Source organism: Caballeronia sp. INML2 (assembly GCF_023631365.1).
GTDB lineage: Bacteria > Pseudomonadota > Gammaproteobacteria > Burkholderiales > Burkholderiaceae > Caballeronia > Caballeronia turbans.
The window spans coordinates 30563-47053 of sequence record NZ_JALQDH010000080.1 but is presented as its reverse complement, the minus strand read 5'-3'; the positions used below and the strand labels follow the sequence as shown (position 1 = coordinate 47053).

The window sequence follows — 16491 nt, the reverse complement described above, 5'->3', positions numbered from 1 at the left end:
CGCAGCATGACGAGGTTCGCCCGGGCTGCTTGGACGATTGAAGATGCGGTCAGTCGTTTGCGGCGAGCTTCAATTTGGATCGGATCATGAAACGACAGATTCTCAAGACGATACTTTTTGCGTTGCCCAAGGTCCTTGATCTGACGGCACGCCGCTTTCCCGCCTATCGTGATCGCTTGAAGGAGCGTGATCTTGTGGCGTGGATCGGACTCGCGGACGAAAGCATTGGCCGCGTCATCAAGTTCAAGAACGGGCGTGTCCGGTCGCGCGCCGGAAGGCATTCGCGGCCCGACGTGCGCATGGTATTCAAGGATGTCGCCACGGCACTTAAGTTCCTCTCGCCCAGTCCGGACCAAGGCGAGATCATCCACGCCGCCAAGAACTTCAAAGTGGTCACTGAGGGCGAGGACGAACTGTTGGTCTGGCTGTTGCAAACCCTGGGCATGATGCAGACCGTCGGCCTGCCGATGGGCATGCCTATGCGTGACGGCACCCACCGCTACACGACCTGTACCAACGGCGGGCCGCTGTTCGTCTACGTCAAGGACGACCGCGTCGTTCGGGTCACCCCCATCGATCTGGATAGCAAGGATGCGCCAAGTTGGGTCATCGAGGCGCGCGGACGCCGCTTTAGCCCGCCGCGGCGTGGCTTGGTCGCGCCCCATGCATTGACGCTCAAATCGCTCGTCTACTCCGACAAGCGCATCCTTCATCCTTTGAAGCGGGTCGATTTCGATGCTGATGGCGAACGCAATCACCAGAACCGGGGAAAGTCCGGCTATGTCCGGATCAGTTGGGACGAGGCCTTGGACATCGTCGCCAAGGAAATCAACCGGCAGAAGCGGGTTCACGGTCCCGGTTCCATCACCTTCCCGATGTCGTCCCATCACCAATGGGGCAATGTGGGTTATTACCTCAGCGCGCTGACACGCTTCGCTAATCTCATTGGCTTTACGCGGGTCGCCGCCAATCCGGACAGTTGGGAAGGCTGGTACTGGGGCGCCATGCATCATTTCGGCAACTCGATGCGCATCGGCGTGCCGTCCGGCTATGGCGGCATCGAGGATTGTCTTCAGGAAGCCGACATGATCGTCTTCTGGTCCTGCGATCCAGAAAGCACCAACGGGGCCTATGCGGGTTTCGAAGGGACACCGCGGCGCCTATGGGCCAAGGAACTCGGCATCGAGTTCGTTCATATCGACCCGCACTGCAATCCCACTGCCCAACTGCTGGGCGGGCGCTGGATTCCCGTTCGACCGCAAACCGATGCCGCCTTGGCTACGGCGATCATGTATGTGTGGGCCGTGGAGGGCTTGTGCGACAAGGATTACATCGCCACCCGCACGACCGGATTCGACGAGTGGAAGGCCTATCTGCTGGGCGAGACGGACGGCGTTCGAAAGACGCCCGAGTGGCAGGAGAGCGAGACCGGCGTGCCCGCCAAGGACGTCCGAGCGCTGGCGCGCCTATGGGGGAGCAAGAAGGTCCATCTCGCCGTTGGTATGACTGGCGCGGGATTCGGTGGAGCAGGCCGTGGCGCGACCGGAGCGCAATGGGCGCGCTGCATGGTCATGATGATGGCGATGCGGGGTTGGGGTAAGCCGGGGGTCAATTTCGGCTGCCTTGAAGTCGGTGCGCCTCACGACCTCCATTTCTATTTCCCCGGCTATGCGGATGGTGGCATTTCCGGCGACCTCGCGTGGACCGCGAATGCGGTCAACAATTACCAGCGCATGCCGCACATTCTGACCATGAACCCGGTCAAGCAAATGGTGCCGCGGCAGCAACTGCCCGATGCCATCATCAACGGCCAGGCGATCGGCTATCTTTGGGACGGCATTTCTCAGGAAGCCCAGTTCGCCCCATTCAGCTACCCCATGCCTGGGTATTCGCCGATCCACATGATCTATCGTTACGGCGGGTCCGCGTTTAGCACAGTGACGAATTCCGGACGTTGGGCCGAGGCTTACCGGCACCCCAGCATCGAGTGCGTGGTCAACCAGTCGATCTGGATGGAGGGCGAAGCCCAATTTGCCGACATCATCCTGCCTGCGTGTACTGCGCTCGAGCGCTGGGACATCGGTGAATGGTCGAATTCCGGCGGCTACGCGCACCATGGGCATGGCACGGTGAATCATCGCATGTTGATGCTGCAGCACAAGTGCATCGAGCCTCTGGGTGAGTCCCGTTCGGACTACGACATCTTCACCGCCATCTTGACCCGGTTGGGCTTGGGCGGCGTATTTACCGAGGGATGCAGCGAGTTGGATTGGGTCAAGCGAGTCTTCGACTCATCGGATCTGCCCGATCATGTTTCGTGGCGCGAATTCTGCCGCAAGGGCTATTTTGTCGTGCCCCCCGAAAAGCCCGAGTTGCGCCATCCGGTGGACATGCGTTGGTTCGCGGAGGGCCGCCGCAAGGACCTGCAAGAACCGCATCCGCTACCGTCCCAGTTCGCCGAGAAATTCGGCATGGGCCTGCAGACGCCAAGTGGCAAGCTGGAATTTGTGCCGGAGTTGCTGAAGCGGCACACCGCAGACAATCCCGAGCGACCCGCGCTCAACCGATACATCCCTTCCTGGGAGGGACTGCGCTCGGAACAGGCTCAGCGCTATCCGCTGCAGTTGATCGCCACCCACAGCCGCTACAGCTTCCATACCCATTGCGACGGGAAGAATTCCTCGGTCAACAGTGTCGAAGACCATCGCGCATTAATCGGCGGACACCGCTTCTGGCTGCTGAGACTTAGTCGAGCAGACGCGGTCATCCGGGGCATTTCGCATCGCGACCTCGTCAAAGTTTATAACGACCGAGGCGCTGTGATCTGCGCGGCCGATGTCTCTCCCCTGGTCAATGCGGGAGTCGTCAAGTCGTACGAGGCGAGCGCCGAATTCAAGCTGATTGAAATCGATGGCGAGCGCGTCGAAATCGGAGGTTGCATGAATATGCTTACCCCTGACCGGCCGCAAACCGCCGGCACAAGCAGCATGAGCCCTAACTCCTGCCTCGTACAGGTCGAAAAGTGGAAAAGTGCCGAGGCGTTCATGCTCGGTCGCGCAGCATGAGGAACATAGAGTGAACAAGTGGAACCTGATCGTCAAAGTCGGGCGTTGCGAAAACTGCCAGAACTGCGTCATCGCCGGACGGGATGAGCATGTCGGCAACGACTTCCCCGGGTATGCCGCGCCCGCTGCGGCAGATGCGGTCAGCCCCCTGCGCATATTGCGCCGGGTTCAGGGCGACTCGCATATGGTCGAGACCACCTATCTGCCTGTGATGTGCAACCACTGCGACGAAGCACCGTGCATGCGGGTGGGCGGCGACGCCATTCGCAAACGCGCCGACGGCATCGTCATCATCGATCCGGAGAAGGCGCGGGGCCGCAAAGACATCGTGAAGTCGTGCCCGTATCAGGCGATCGTCTGGAACGAAGAACTGCAACTGCCGCAGACGTGGATTTTTGATGCCCATCTACTCGACCAGGGCTGGCCTCAGCCACGTTGCCAGCAGTCATGCCCTACCGATGTATTCGAGACGGTCAAGGTTGATGATGCAGCGATGTCCGAGAAGGCCCGGCGTGAGGGACTCAAAGTATTGCGGCCGAACTTGGGCACGCAGCCGCGTGTGTGGTACAGCGGCTTGGAGCGTTGGGAGACCTGCTTCATCGGCGCGAGCGTCAGCGCTCGTATAGGCGACGTGGTCGAGTGCGTACCGGGTGCCGCGGTCGCCCTGTATGTCGGCGATCAAAAGCTGGCCGAAACCGTCTCGGACGATTTCGGTGATTTCCGGTTCGGCGGCCTGGCCAAGGGAAGCGGCACGTACCGTGTCGAAATCCGTCATGCGCTCGGCAACGCCTGCCGGGAATGCGAGTTGGGCGAAAGCGCTTATTTGGGCGAGATCCGCCTCGCCCAGTCGACCATCGACGTGGAACTCGCGTAATCATCGTGATCGAGTGGACGACACGCTGCGCGATTCGCACGCCGCCGAAATAGTCTTTTTCTCCGTCCCCGCTGTTCCGTGCTTCACTATCTGGCGCGTGGCCACGTTCTGAACCGTCCTTCGGGCATTTCGAGCGACAATCTCATCATGCTTCTACACGGATAGGCCATGGAACGTCGAGCACCGCTTCCCCCGTTAAATCCCGCCCGGGCGTTCGAGGCGACCGGACGCCTGCTGAGCATCTCCAAGGCCGCTGACGAGCTGGCCGTGACGCCCGCCGCCGTCAGCCGGCAGGTGCGTACGCTGGAAACTTACTTGGGCGTCGATTTGTTCGAGCGGGTGAAAGGGCGACTGGAGCTGACGTCGGCGGGCGCGCGGTATCTGGCGGAACTCATGCCGCTGTTCGCATCGCTGCGCGACGCCACCGACAGCCTGCGTTCCTCCGAGCGTCGCGCGCGCGTGCTCAAGATCCGCTCGCCCGCGACGTTCGCGGTGCGCTGGCTGATACCGCGTCTCGCGAGCTTTCATCGGCTGCACGAAAACATCGACGTGCAATTGACGACATCCCCGGCTCCGCTGAATTTTGCGCGTGAGGACATTGACGGCGGCATTCAGCTAGGCGACGGCAAATGGCCCGGCCTGCGCGTGCAACGTCTGATCGCGAACGAGCTCGTGCCGGTCGCCGCGCCATCCAGGCAGGTCAAGGCACGCTCGCAGTTGCAGGGCGAGACGCTTCTGCACACGCTCGCGCGCCCGGAAGACTGGACGCTATGGCTGAAGGCAGCGGGCTTTCCATTGAACGCGCGGCGCCGCGAAATGCGCTATGAAACGTCGCTGCTCGCGTACCAGGCAGCGATAGAAGGGCATGGTGTGGCGATGGCGCAGAAGGCGCTGGTGCTCGGCGAACTCGAAAGCGGTCTGCTCGTCGCGCCGTTTTCGTTCGAGCTCGATCGCGGGCATCACACCTACTATTTCGCGTGGCCGACGGCGCGTCCGCAATCGGATGCACTGAAGATCTTCCGCCGATGGCTGCTCACGTTGCTCAGCGAATAGCTCTGACAAGCCGCCGACCCTTTAACAAAAAGTCAACGGCTCGTTTCTAAATTGTAGATTGTCCGGTAGGGCGGTGGGTACCTATTCTCGTCAGCATGATTCGTCGCGGTGGCGAATCACGAGACAGGACAATCACAAATGCCAAGAGACAGCCTCAACGGCGTGCGGGTGATCGATTTCTCGCACGTTCTCGCCGGACCGGTCTGCTCGATGACGCTCGCCGATCTCGGCGCGCACGTCGTCAAGATCGAGCCGCCTGACGGCGAGATCGGGCGACGCATCGGGCCCCCGTGGATAAGCGGTGAAAGCCCGGCCTTCATCAGTGTCAACCGCAACAAGCACAGCGTCGCGATCGATCTGAAAACCGACGCGGGGCGCGAGGCCGTTCGCCGCATGCTGGGGAATGCGGACGTGCTCCTCGAAAACTTCCGGCCGGGCGTGATGGCGTCGATGGGACTCGACTTCGACACCTTGCGGCAACCGAATCCCCGGCTCGTCTACTGCTCGATCTCCGCATTCGGACAGACGGGCGCGAATCGCAAGCGGCCTGGCGTCGATGGCGTGATCCAGGCCGTCAGCGGTCTGATGAGCACGCTCGGCACGACAAGCGACGAGCCGCTGAAAGTCCCGATCCCCATAGCGGACATGATGGGCGGCTATCTCGCCTCGATCGCGATTCTGGGCGCACTGCATCAGGTCCGCGCGGGCGGCGGGGGGCAGCATCTCGACGTGAGTCTCTACAACGCTACGCTGATGCTGCAGCAGATCGGCTTCGCCGCGTTCTTCGCATCCGGACGCGAGCCGGACAAGACCGGCAGCGCCGCGCCCTATGCGTGCCCGAACGAAGCGTTCCCGACGCAGGACGGCTGGATGATGGTCGTCGCCTACCACCCGCAACGATGGCGCGCGCTATGTGAAGTGGTGGCAACGCCTGCACTCGAAGCGGATCCACGCTTCGCCACGAACGACGATCGCGTGCGCCATCGCGCGACGCTGCATCACATACTCGCGGCGCGTTTCGTCGAACGCACGACTGCGGACTGGATGGAACGGCTCGCGGCGCGCGACATCCTCTGCGCGCCCGTCGCTACTTACGGCGATGTCATCGAAACAGCGGAATACGCCGAATGCGGACTGGCGCAGACGATCGATCATCCGGTCGCGGGTCCCATGCGCACGCATGGCTTCGCGCTCGGCCCGTCGGACCGTGCGAGCGCGCCGGACATGCCCGCGCCGCTGACAGGCCAGCACACGCTGCAAATGCTGGAACGATACGGCTTCGCCGAGAGCGAGATCGCGGGACTGCTGAACGCGGGCGTGATCCGCGTGAGCCGCGCCCCGCGCGAGACGTGCGATGAAGACCGCAAGGTGAGCGCATGAGCGCCGCGATGATCGTGAGCGAACGGCGCGGGCGGGTCGCGCTCGTTCGTCTCGCGTCGGAGAACCCGCTCAATCCGCTGACCGATGCGTTGATGGATCAACTCGTCGATGCCTTGCTGCGCATCGAAAACGATCCGCAAGTTCATGCGACCGTTCTGACCGGATCCGACAAGGCTTTCGCCGCCGGCGCCGACATCGTCGCGATGTCGAAGCTCGATTACGCGAGCGCATTCTCGAATGACTACATCGGGCGTAGCTGGGACCGCATCCGCACGGCGCGCAAGCCGCTGATCGCGGCGGTCGGCGGCTACGCGCTCGGCGGCGGCTGCGAACTCGCGATGATGTGCGACATCGTCATCGCCGCGGACGACGCGCGCTTCGGCCAGCCCGAGATCAAGCTCGGCATCGTGCCGGGCGCGGGCGGCACGCAGCGTCTGCCGCGCGCGGTCGGCAAATCGACGGCGATGCTCGCGTGCCTGACCGGCGAACCTTTTAATGCGAGCGAGGCGTTGGCCTATGGGCTCGTGTCGATGGTCGTCCCTCGCGAGCAGTTGATCGACGAAGCGCTGCGCGTCGGCGAACAGATCGCGCGTCATTCGCTGCCGGTGATCGTCGCGGTCAAGGAAGCCGTCGATCGCGCGTTCGAGTCGTCGCTGTCGGAAGGGCTGTTGTTCGAGCGACGGCTTTTTCACGCGGGCTTTTCGCTCGCCGATCAGAAAGAAGGCATGGCCGCGTTTCTCGAACGCCGTCAGGCCGCATTCCAGAACCGGTGATCGCCGGAACAATCAGGAGACTTTGTCGTGTCAACTCAATCGAACGATGCCGATTCACTCGTCGAATCGTCCGTCGATGACGGCGTGCTCGTGCTCACGCTCAACAGCCCGAGCAACGGCAACGCGCTCGACGTCGCGATGACGCAAGCGCTATCGGACGCACTCGAGCAGATCAACGACCGGCGCGACGTGCACTGCGTGCTGCTGCGCTCGTCGTCGCCGCGGCACTTCTGCACGGGCGGCAACGTGAAGGACATGCAACGCGGCAGCGATCTCATGAGCGGCGGCGTCGAAGATGTGCGCGACCGCCTGCATCGCAGCTTGCACAGGATCACGCGCGCACTGAGCGATCTCGACGTGCCTTCGGTATGCGTGGTCAATGGCGCCGCAGTCGGTGCCGGCTGCGATCTCGCGTTGATGTGCGATATCCGCATGGCAAGCGCGAACGCCGTGTTCGCAGAGAGCTTCCTGCGGCTCGGACTCGTGTCGGGCATAGGCGGATCATGGTTTCTCGCGCGCATCGTGGGCTATGCAAAGGCACTCGAACTGACGTTGACCAGCGAGTTCATCGATGCTGAAGCGGCGCTGAACCTCGGCATCGTGTCGAAGGTCGTACCGGCGGATGCGCTCGACATCGAGGCGTTGTCGCTTGCGAAGCGCATCGCGCAAAACCCGCCGACGGCGCTGCGCATGGCGAAGCGGCTCGTGCGCGAAGCGGCTGATGCATCGCTTGCGACGACGCTCGAAATGGCGGCGAGCATGCAGGCCATTCTGTTGTGCGGCCGCGAGCACAAGGAGGCTGTCGACCGGTTTCTGCAGCAGCAGGCGGCGAAGAAGCGCACGCACATGTGATGCGCCGATACGGCCACAGCGTCGATCGTGCGTGGCCTCACAAAACCGAATCACAGGAGACGACCATGTCCACGACTTCCGGCGCCCGCAATGCCAAGCCCGGCATGATGCGGATCATCGCTACATCGAGCCTCGGCACGATGCTCGAGTACTACGATTTCTTCGTCTATGTCGCGCTGACATCGACGCTGACGCACTTGTTCCTTCCGTCGACCGACCGGACCGTCGCCGCGATGGCGGGCGTCGCCACCTTCGGCATCGCGTATGTCGCGCGGCCGCTCGGCACGATCATCTTCAGCCCGATGTCCGACCGCATCGGACGCAAGAAGACGTTCGTCATCACGCTCGCGATCATGGGCATCGCAACGGTGGGCATCGGCTGTCTGCCGACCTACGCAGCGGCCGGCTTGCTCGCGCCGATCGGACTTATCTTGCTGCGCGTCGTGCAAGGCATCGCGCTCGGCGGCGAATACGGCTCTGCCGTCGTCTACGTGATGGAGCACGCGCCCGCAGGCCGCAAAGGCATGGCGACGAGCGTGCTGCAAAGCACCGCGAGCCTCGGCCTTTTGCTGGCGCTGGCTATCGTGTCTGCGCTGAAGTTCGCGCTCGATGCAGCGGCGTTCGAATCGTGGGGCTGGCGCGTGCCGTTCCTGATCTCGGCGCCGATCGTCGCGGTGGCGACATGGATCCGCCTCGGCATGAAGGAAACGCCCGTATTCGCGGAGATGAAGGCGGCCGGCCGTCTGTCGAAATCGCCGTTGCAGGACACGTTGTCGAGTGCGACGTCGTGGAAGGCGATTCTCGTCGCGATGTTTGGCGCGCAGGGCGGAACGTCGGTGTCGCTCTATACGTCGATCGTCTACATGCTGTACTTCCTGCAGAACGTATTGAAGGTCGAACCGTCGCGCGCGAATTTGTGCCTCGGCGTTGCCATCGTCGTGGCCGCGCCGCTCTATCCGGTGTTCGGCCGTCTGTCCGATGCGATCGGCCGCGCGCGTGTGATGCTCATCGGCATCGTGCTATGGATACTCGCAGCGTATCCGGCTTTCGCGGGCATCAGGACAAACGCGCTCGCAGGCAACTGGGCCTCGGTGACGCTGCTCGTCGCGCTGCTCGCCATGTTGACCGCGATGATCATGGCGCCGCTGCCCGCGTTCATCGCCGAATGTTTTCCGCCGCAAAGCAGGACTACGGGCTTCGGATTGTCGCAGCAGCTCGGCAACGTGCTGTTCGGTGGATTCCTTCCGTTGATCAGCCTTTCGCTCGTCAATCTGACGGGCAACCCGCTTGCAGGCGTCGGGTACTCGATCGTGTCGCTGTTGCCGTGTCTTGCCGTCACGTTCTTCTGGGGACTGCGGCAGGATCGGCTCATCCGTCAGCGCAATCGCGAAGTCCAATGCGCAAGTCCTGCGGACGCGGTGCAGTTGCCGGTGCGCTGAGCCAACGATCACGCGAGGCGCGGCATCGTGATGTCGCGCCTCGCGTGGTTCAGGCGAGACCGGCCATCAGTGTGTATTTGACGTGCACATATTCCTCGATTCCATGATGACTGCCTTCGCGTCCGTAACCCGATTGCTTCACGCCGCCGAACGGCACCGAAGCCGTGCCGACCGAGCCGGAGTTGAGAATCACCATGCCCGCCTCGATGTTGCGCGAGAGCCGGAACGAACGGCCCAGATCGCGCGTGAACGCATAGGCGACAAGACCGTACTCGCTGTCGTTGCTGCGCGCGATGACTTCGGCTTCCGTCGAGAAGCGATAGACCGGGAAGACGGGACCGAAGATTTCGGTCGATGCGATCGGCATGTCGTCCGCGACATCGACGAGAATGGTCGGCGCATAGAAGAGTCCGCCTTTTGCGTGCGGATGTCCGCCGAGCACGACCTGGGCGCCGCGTTCGCGCGAATCGTCGACGAGTTTGGCGACCTTTTCGATGGCCGCGCGATTGATCAGCGGACCGACGACGAATCCGTCCTGCAATCCCTGATCGACCGGAATCGCTTCGACGAGCGCCTTCACGCGCTGAACGAACGCGTCATGCACACTCGCCTGAACATACACGCGGTTCGGCGAGATGCAGACCTGCCCGCTGTTGCGCAGCTTCGCGGACACGAGCGCTTTGGCGGCTTCGTCGAGATCGGCGTCGTCGAAGACGATGAACGGCGCGTTGCCACCCAGTTCCATCGTCATCTTCTTCAGCGTGCCGGCGCACTGCGCGGCGAGCAGCTTGCCGATCGCGGTCGATCCCGTGAACGAGATCTTGCGGATGCGCGGATCGTCGGTGATGAGCTTGCCGATTTGCGCCGGGTCGCCCGTGACCATCTCGAACACGCCTTCCGGAATGCCGGCGCGGCGCGCGTATTCGAGCAGCCTGTAGGCAGTCAGCGGCGTTTCCTCGGAGGGCTTCAGCAGGATCGTGCAGCCCGCCGCGAGCGCGGTCGCGACCTTGCGCGTGATCATCATGAAGGGGAAATTCCACGGCGTGATCGACGCGACCGGTCCGACCGGTTCCTTCGTCACGATGACCGCGGCGTCTCTCGCGTGCGTGGGGATGGTGTCGCCGTACACGCGCTTCGCTTCCTCGGCATACCATTCGACGAAGCCCAGGCCATAGTCGATTTCGCCGAAGGCTTCCGACATGCACTTGCCGTTCTCGCGGCACATCAGTTCGGCGAATGCGGTCTTGTCGGCGCTGACGAGGTCGAACCATTTGCGCAGCAGTGCGCTTCGTTCGCGCGCCAGCGTGCGCGACCAGGCTGGAAAGGCCGCGCATGTCCGATCGATGGCCGCGCGCACCTGCGCTTCCGAATGATGTTCGACTTGCCCGACGAGTGTGCCGTCGGCGGGATTGATTACATTGATCATGCTTTTTTCTCCGAAGTAAGTGAGTCTTCTCAGGGCATCGAGGGATCGCAATTCGCGCATGCCGATGCATGATCGAATGTTAGGGATGTGGCAACGTGACGGGAACGTGTGATCGTCTGCGAAGCTTGCCCGATTCTATGAACACACTGTTATCGAACTCGAAGCATGAAAATACACTGCTCTTCCAAATTGCCGACGATAGAAAGCGAAGCCGCTGCACTCGCTCGCGTGCACGCTTCGATGGTGAGCCGGCTGCTGGAACTCGCGCCAAACGAAGGCTATAACGCGACGCCGATGCCTGACATTCGCCTGTTGCGGTCGAATCGTCCGCTCACGCGCACGCCGGTGCTGTACGAGCCGGGGATCGTGGTCATCGCGCAAGGCCGCAAGCGGGGCTATCTCGGCAGCAAGGTTTATGTCTACGATGCGCAGCACTATCTGGCCGTCGCCTTGCCGCTGCCGTTCTCGATGGAAACCGACGCGACCGCCGACGAACCGTTGCTCGCGGTGTACGTGCGCCTCGATGCGACGCTTGCCGCCGATGTGTTGCTGCAGATCGACGAGCGCAACGGCGCGGTGCCGGGCGAGCCGGGCGGCATGGCCACGACGAGGCTGGATGTGGCGCTCGGCGAAACCATGGTGCGGTTCCTCGATGCGATGCGCGATCCCCTCGAAGCCGCGGTTCTGGGGCCAACCCTCGTGCGGGAGATTTACTTTCGCGTGTTCATCGGCGAACAGGGCGCTTCGATGCGTGCGGCGCTCAACCTGAATGGAAACTTCGGGCGCATATCGAGAGTGCTGCGCATGATTCATTCTAGTTATGCCGAGGCGCTGACGATCGAAACGCTCGCAAGGGAAGCGGCAATGAGCGTGCCGTCGTTTCATCTGCACTTCAAGGCGGCCACGAACACTTCTCCGCTGCAGTACATCAAGTCGACGCGACTCCATCAGGCGAGGCTGTTGATGGCGCGGCAAGGCATGACAGCTGCTGCGGCAAGCGCACGGGTGGGCTATGAGAGCGCGTCACAGTTCAGCCGCGAATTCAAGCGGCTCTTTGGTGGCACGCCTTCGCAAGAATTGCGACGAATGAAACAGCATTCTGCAGTCCCGGAGGCGGGTCCGGGGTCCGCGCTATATGTTTCGTCGCATTGATTCGGCGGTTGAATGGTTTCGACTATCGTCTTTTTGGAATTTGGGCGATAGAGGCTCGAGCGATGTCGAGGTCCGTTGACGATTGGATCCGGCGGGCGCCGTCTGAATTCATGGCGTCAGGAGCAGCGACGGACGGGTGCTGCGGCCACTGTCGGGCGCGGGCGTCAGCACTGATGCCGTGGGAATCTTTCGGGGATGGCTCGAGGGTCGGCACAGTTCGGCCATGAAGCGTCATGCGCCCGCACCGTCGCTGGGACACTCAGACGTCGTCTGCACCCAGGAAGCGGCCATTCAATTCAAGATGGTGAACGTTGCTTGATCGGCCTTAGCTGACGTTTGTCTGACGCGGGCACAGCGGCCGCTGCAGGACGATGAGCGGCCGAACGATAGGAGGACTGGTTGATGTCACCTCCGTCGCTTGCAGTAGGCGGTCATCAACTCAAAACCCAATTCGGAGTCAACCGCTTCCAATGCGGAAGTCTAGTCGATAATTGACCATCGCTTCCTGAATGCCAACAAGGTAAAGCGTTAGACACTGGTGAAATTCAACGATGCGCCGCTCCACAGATCGTGACTCCGGTTCCTGCAGGCTTTTCGCGCTCGGCCTGCTGCGACAGGGCCCCCGACTCTCCGCCAGCGGGTCGAGTCGAACGGAGGGAAGCCGGCTATATGATTATCAGAGCCCCGGTGCGCACCAGTTCGTCCCAATCGCCGACTTCCGCACTACGCACCCCATCAGGATGTCGTGCGGCCCCGGTGTCGGAAGCGGCAGATCGTTCATCAGCACCATCTCTTCGCAACAGGCCCTGATGGCATAGCCGCGCATCGTGGCTGGAGAACTTGCGGTGTCGCTCATGGCTAGTCTCCTGTGATAGCGCTGTCGCGCGGACGGTCGTGACGCTGGGGCGGGACGTTCAGGTATCTGAGACTGAGGAAAGCATAACAAATCACCGCAGCGGTAAGACCAAGCAGGATGTAACTGGTTCTGGGCAATAGCAGGGCAAACCCGATCAACACGAATACGATCAGGGTGTTGACGACCAGTTGGCGCCGCAACTCGGGACGCTCCATGAAATAGCCGTACTGCTTGCCAATGAAAAAGCAGACCGCGCCGATGACCGACAGTACTCGGAAATCGGATACCACTATGTCGTCCAGGATCGCGTGCCGGATCATGCTGGCCAGGATCGACAGGCCGATGAAAACGAAAAAATGCGAGTACAGGACCGAATGGCCGGTCGCGAGCTTCTGTTTGGACAGCAGGTGAAAACTGTCAAAGTAGACCCACCAGATGCTCGATATCGTCACAAAGCCGGTGGCGGCGGTCATCAGCCTCTCCACACTCCAGCTGATATTGGCCAGTCCCGTCGACAGGCTGATAACGGACTCTCCCAGCATGATGAGCGTGAGCAGACCCACGCGCTCGATCAGGTGTTCGGTATGCGCTGGGATGCCTTGGAGACGACGCGGCAAAAAAAAGATGAACACAATCAGATCGAACAGTATTCCGAGGTAAAACACGACATAACGCTGTGGCGCCGGGAACAGGATCGAAGCGAGGCTGATGGTGGTGCCAGCGACGATTACCCAGCCAACTGCCGTTGTGACTGCCTCGCTTTCCTCATGCCGGTATTTGGACACGAAATACATCATGGCGACGATGTATTTCGAACCGGCGTAGCAGACGATGATAACGTCAAAGCTGGCCAGGAATCGTTGGTCGATCAAGCCTGAGATGATAATCAGCAGGAACATGATGAACAGGGTTGCCACCCGATGCTTCCGGTCATCGGCATCGAACCGATTGGCATACATCGTGTGGCTGGCCCAAATCCACCACAAAGGTATGAAAATCAGGACGTATTGCCAGAACTGGAGTGGGTCAAGATGACCATCGTGCGTGTGGCTCAAGATATGCGTTACGTCACCGATCGCTACCACAAAAATCAGGTCGAAGAACAACTCGAGCCAGGTGGCGCGGCGATTGGGTTCGAAATATTTTGTGTTGTGCATATCGCCTCATTGTCGTGCTTGCGCCGGGGGCACGTCCGCGGGTTGTGTCGCGATAAGAATGGCAGGACGAGGCGGCTCACGATTATCTAGGATTGGTTACATAATGATCGAATAGTGAGCGCTGGTGGCTCGTAAGCACGCCGGTATCTGTCATGATACTTCCTCACGGTTTGTCCATTGGATTGCGGATGCGGGAGATCTGCATGTCCGGTTCGCTAAGCGGGATGTGGAGACGGGGTTAAGGCGACGGTTACTCGGGCACCGCCAGACGAAGGGGGCGGCAACAGACAAACCGAACCTGCCGCTAGCGCGCCACATCTCGACTCTACCGAAACTGTGAGTTGGCGAATGCAGGAAACGACCCTCTGCTGCGCGACGCTGTTAATGGCGGCAACCCGACACATCGCCGACGTCCAAGGAAGCCTCGTCGAAGGTCCGCAAAGGCCAAGAACTTGCCGGCCGAGACGGCTGCTCGAATGGCTGTTCCACTTTGGAAGCAGCCGTAGCGCGGGCGTCGGGTCGAAGGGCAGATGTGGGCCGTAAGTGTGACTTCGCTGATGCACGGGTACCGTCCTGCCGGTCCACGTCGCCAACGCCGTCAGCTCGCCAAACTGCCAACGTTAAACGCGACTTGCGCATGCCACGCTTACCTGGGAATTTTCTTCGTATCCGAGAAATCTATGTGTGGCGTGAGGATAAAGCCGTTGCCTTACGGACGAAGCATGTATCGCGGCCCCATCAGCCGCCTAGCATAAAAAGTAGGTTTCGGCTTCTTTTGCGAGCGGCCATCCATTCGATTGAGTGCGCATGCTCGCGAGTTGCTCGCGCGCGCGGGCGAGGGCATCGAGAAAAGCGCGCAATGTCTGCGTCATCGGCCGGTCGTCGAGGCGGCGCCGCTCGATCGCGCGTGCGATGTTGCGGCGGATCAGCGCCGTCTGAGCGTCGATATAGCCGATGCAATGCCGCGCAAGCACCGGCGACATTGCGCCAATGAAGAGCAACGCGGGCACGAGCGAAATGGTCCGGTATCCGTTCTCGGGAACCTGAGCCAGCGCGCGGCGCGGATCGGCAGCGAAGTCGCGCCGTAGTGCATCGGCGATCGTGCGGCCGCACCACTCGCGCTCCGTTGCAAGCGCGCGACGCCTGCGTTCCACCGCCGCTTTCGCGTCGTTGGCGACGATACCGCCGTTCGCGACCAGTGCCGGCTCGCGCCGCTCGCCCGGCTCGATGCATTGCGCACCGAGCCAGCCCTCGCCGAACGAGCGCTGCGCCAGAACGACATGTTGCAGACGGTCTGGCACGAGCGGGTCGAGCGGCACGGCGATGCACTGATCCGGTTTGCCATCGGCATGCAGGCGGCAAAGGCCGTCGTCCGCGAGTGCGGTACAACGGCCGGACGAAGCGTAGTCGATGGCCTGTGTCGTCACGCTGATGGAATCGCCATGCGCCCCGATTGAGAAGGTGTGTAGCCGGGCGAGCGCGTCACAAGCGCTCGCGTGCTCATCGCTCAGAAGGGTTTCATATGGGCCAGTGCGCACACGCTGGCCCGCCCGCACGGGCGGTGCCCGGCTGATCGCAATGGCGCCGATGAACACATCGCGATAGCGGAACAATTCGCGTAACGACAACGCGGGCGGGCTATTGCAGCACTTGCCGCACGCCGTGCATTCGAACGAAAACGCATGTGGAAACGGGCTCACCATGGTCGGCGCACCGAATCCTGATAGCGCGCGAGGATGAAGCGGGCGACGTCGCCGGAGTGATAGGCGCGCACGAGTTGCGCGACCCACGGCGCGTTCGCTTCGCCCGAACGCACCGTGAGCACGTGTTGCCAGGGCGAGCGGGCATCCTCGATGCCGATGCTGTCGCGTCCGGGCATCAGGCCGGCGTGCGCGGCGTCGTCGGCATTCATTGCGACGAAGCTCGCCGTATCGAGCATCGCGTACAGCCGGGCGCGTGGCACACGACGGATGAGCAGGCCGTAGCGGTTACTCGTGATATCCGCGACAGTGGGCGAAAGTCCCGCACTGTCCTTCAGCGTGACGAACGCATAGTTCTGCAGCAAGATCAGCGCACGCGCCATGCCGGGCGCATCGTCGGGTATGGCGATGGTCGCGCCGCGTGTGAGTTGGGCGAGCGATGCGAGCTTGCGCGAGTAGAACGCCATCGGCAATGTCACTGTCGCGGCGACACTTCGAATCGCATAGCCGTCGCGCCTGCGCCGCGCGTCGAGGCTTGCTTCGTCCTCGAAGCTGGCCGCGTCGATCGAGCCCCCCGCCAACGCGGCGTCGATGTGCGATGGGTTCTCGAAGACGACGATATCGAGTCGCAGCCCTTGCTTCGCGGCGACGTCGCGCACCTGCGACATGATCTGGGATTCTTCGCCCGCCGTCACGCCGATACGAACAGCGCGCGGCGCCGCATCGACGAACGTGCAGCAGACGGCCACGAGCGCGCCGAGGAG

At 62.0% G+C, this 16491-nt stretch carries 13 protein-coding genes; 8 read left to right on the top strand and 5 right to left on the bottom strand.

What is annotated here, in order from left to right:
* Positions 1–86 precede the first annotated feature (86 nt).
* The 7 genes from NCT32_RS27660 (at position 87) to NCT32_RS27630 (ending at position 9436) form a co-directional block, all read left to right on the top strand.
* Positions 87–3065: a molybdopterin-dependent oxidoreductase gene (locus NCT32_RS27660; protein WP_250490675.1), complete on the top strand. Its 2979-nt coding sequence runs from the start codon at positions 87–89 to the stop codon at positions 3063–3065.
* 10 nt (positions 3066–3075) lie between these two features.
* Entirely contained in the window at positions 3076–3939 is an 864-nt protein-coding gene (locus NCT32_RS27655) for a 4Fe-4S dicluster domain-containing protein (protein ID WP_250490674.1), read from the top strand.
* A gap of 168 nt (positions 3940–4107) precedes the next feature.
* Positions 4108–4992, top strand: a complete 885-nt coding sequence (locus NCT32_RS27650; RefSeq protein WP_250490673.1) for a LysR substrate-binding domain-containing protein — start codon at positions 4108–4110, stop codon at positions 4990–4992.
* A gap of 138 nt (positions 4993–5130) precedes the next feature.
* Positions 5131–6372, top strand: coding sequence for a CaiB/BaiF CoA-transferase family protein (locus NCT32_RS27645; RefSeq protein ID WP_250490672.1), 1242 nt, complete (start codon positions 5131–5133; stop codon positions 6370–6372).
* Positions 6369–7145: an enoyl-CoA hydratase-related protein gene (locus NCT32_RS27640; RefSeq protein ID WP_250490671.1), complete on the top strand. Its 777-nt coding sequence runs from the start codon at positions 6369–6371 to the stop codon at positions 7143–7145. Before NCT32_RS27645 ends, NCT32_RS27640 begins: the two co-directional genes overlap by 4 nt.
* 27 nt (positions 7146–7172) lie before the next feature.
* Positions 7173–7997, top strand: a complete 825-nt coding sequence (locus NCT32_RS27635) for an enoyl-CoA hydratase-related protein (RefSeq protein WP_250490670.1) — start codon at positions 7173–7175, stop codon at positions 7995–7997.
* 65 nt (positions 7998–8062) lie between these two features.
* Entirely contained in the window at positions 8063–9436 is a 1374-nt protein-coding gene (locus tag NCT32_RS27630) for an MFS transporter (protein ID WP_250490669.1), read from the top strand.
* A 49-nt stretch (positions 9437–9485) separates the two neighbouring features.
* On the opposite strand, the gene NCT32_RS27625 is transcribed toward NCT32_RS27630, so the two are convergent.
* Positions 9486–10862 (bottom strand): NAD-dependent succinate-semialdehyde dehydrogenase, encoded by a 1377-nt coding sequence (locus NCT32_RS27625; RefSeq protein ID WP_250490668.1) that lies wholly within the window; start codon positions 10860–10862, stop codon positions 9486–9488.
* A 165-nt stretch (positions 10863–11027) separates the two neighbouring features.
* Between NCT32_RS27625 and NCT32_RS27620 the strand changes: the two genes are divergently transcribed.
* Positions 11028–12014, top strand: a complete 987-nt coding sequence (locus NCT32_RS27620; RefSeq protein ID WP_409241544.1) for an AraC family transcriptional regulator N-terminal domain-containing protein — start codon at positions 11028–11030, stop codon at positions 12012–12014.
* A 676-nt stretch (positions 12015–12690) separates the two neighbouring features.
* Here the strand turns inward: NCT32_RS27620 and NCT32_RS27615 are convergent.
* The 4 genes from NCT32_RS27615 to NCT32_RS27600 form a co-directional block, all read right to left on the bottom strand.
* A complete protein-coding gene (locus NCT32_RS27615) occupies positions 12691–12870 on the bottom strand; it encodes a hypothetical protein (RefSeq protein WP_061121609.1) in 180 nt (59 codons plus the stop codon).
* Positions 12871–12872: 2 nt separating this feature from the next.
* Positions 12873–14027: a low temperature requirement protein A gene (locus NCT32_RS27610; RefSeq protein WP_250490667.1), complete on the bottom strand. Its 1155-nt coding sequence runs from the start codon at positions 14025–14027 to the stop codon at positions 12873–12875.
* Between the two features lie 746 nt (positions 14028–14773).
* Complete coding sequence (locus NCT32_RS27605) at positions 14774–15730, bottom strand: hypothetical protein (protein ID WP_061121611.1); 957 nt, start codon at positions 15728–15730, stop codon at positions 14774–14776.
* The gene (locus NCT32_RS27600; protein WP_250478034.1) at positions 15724–16476 is read right to left on the bottom strand and encodes a MetQ/NlpA family ABC transporter substrate-binding protein; all 753 of its coding nucleotides are present in this window, start codon (positions 16474–16476) and stop codon (positions 15724–15726) included. The genes NCT32_RS27605 and NCT32_RS27600 overlap by 7 nt, the downstream gene beginning before the upstream one ends.
* Between the last annotated feature and the right edge of the window lie 15 nt (positions 16477–16491).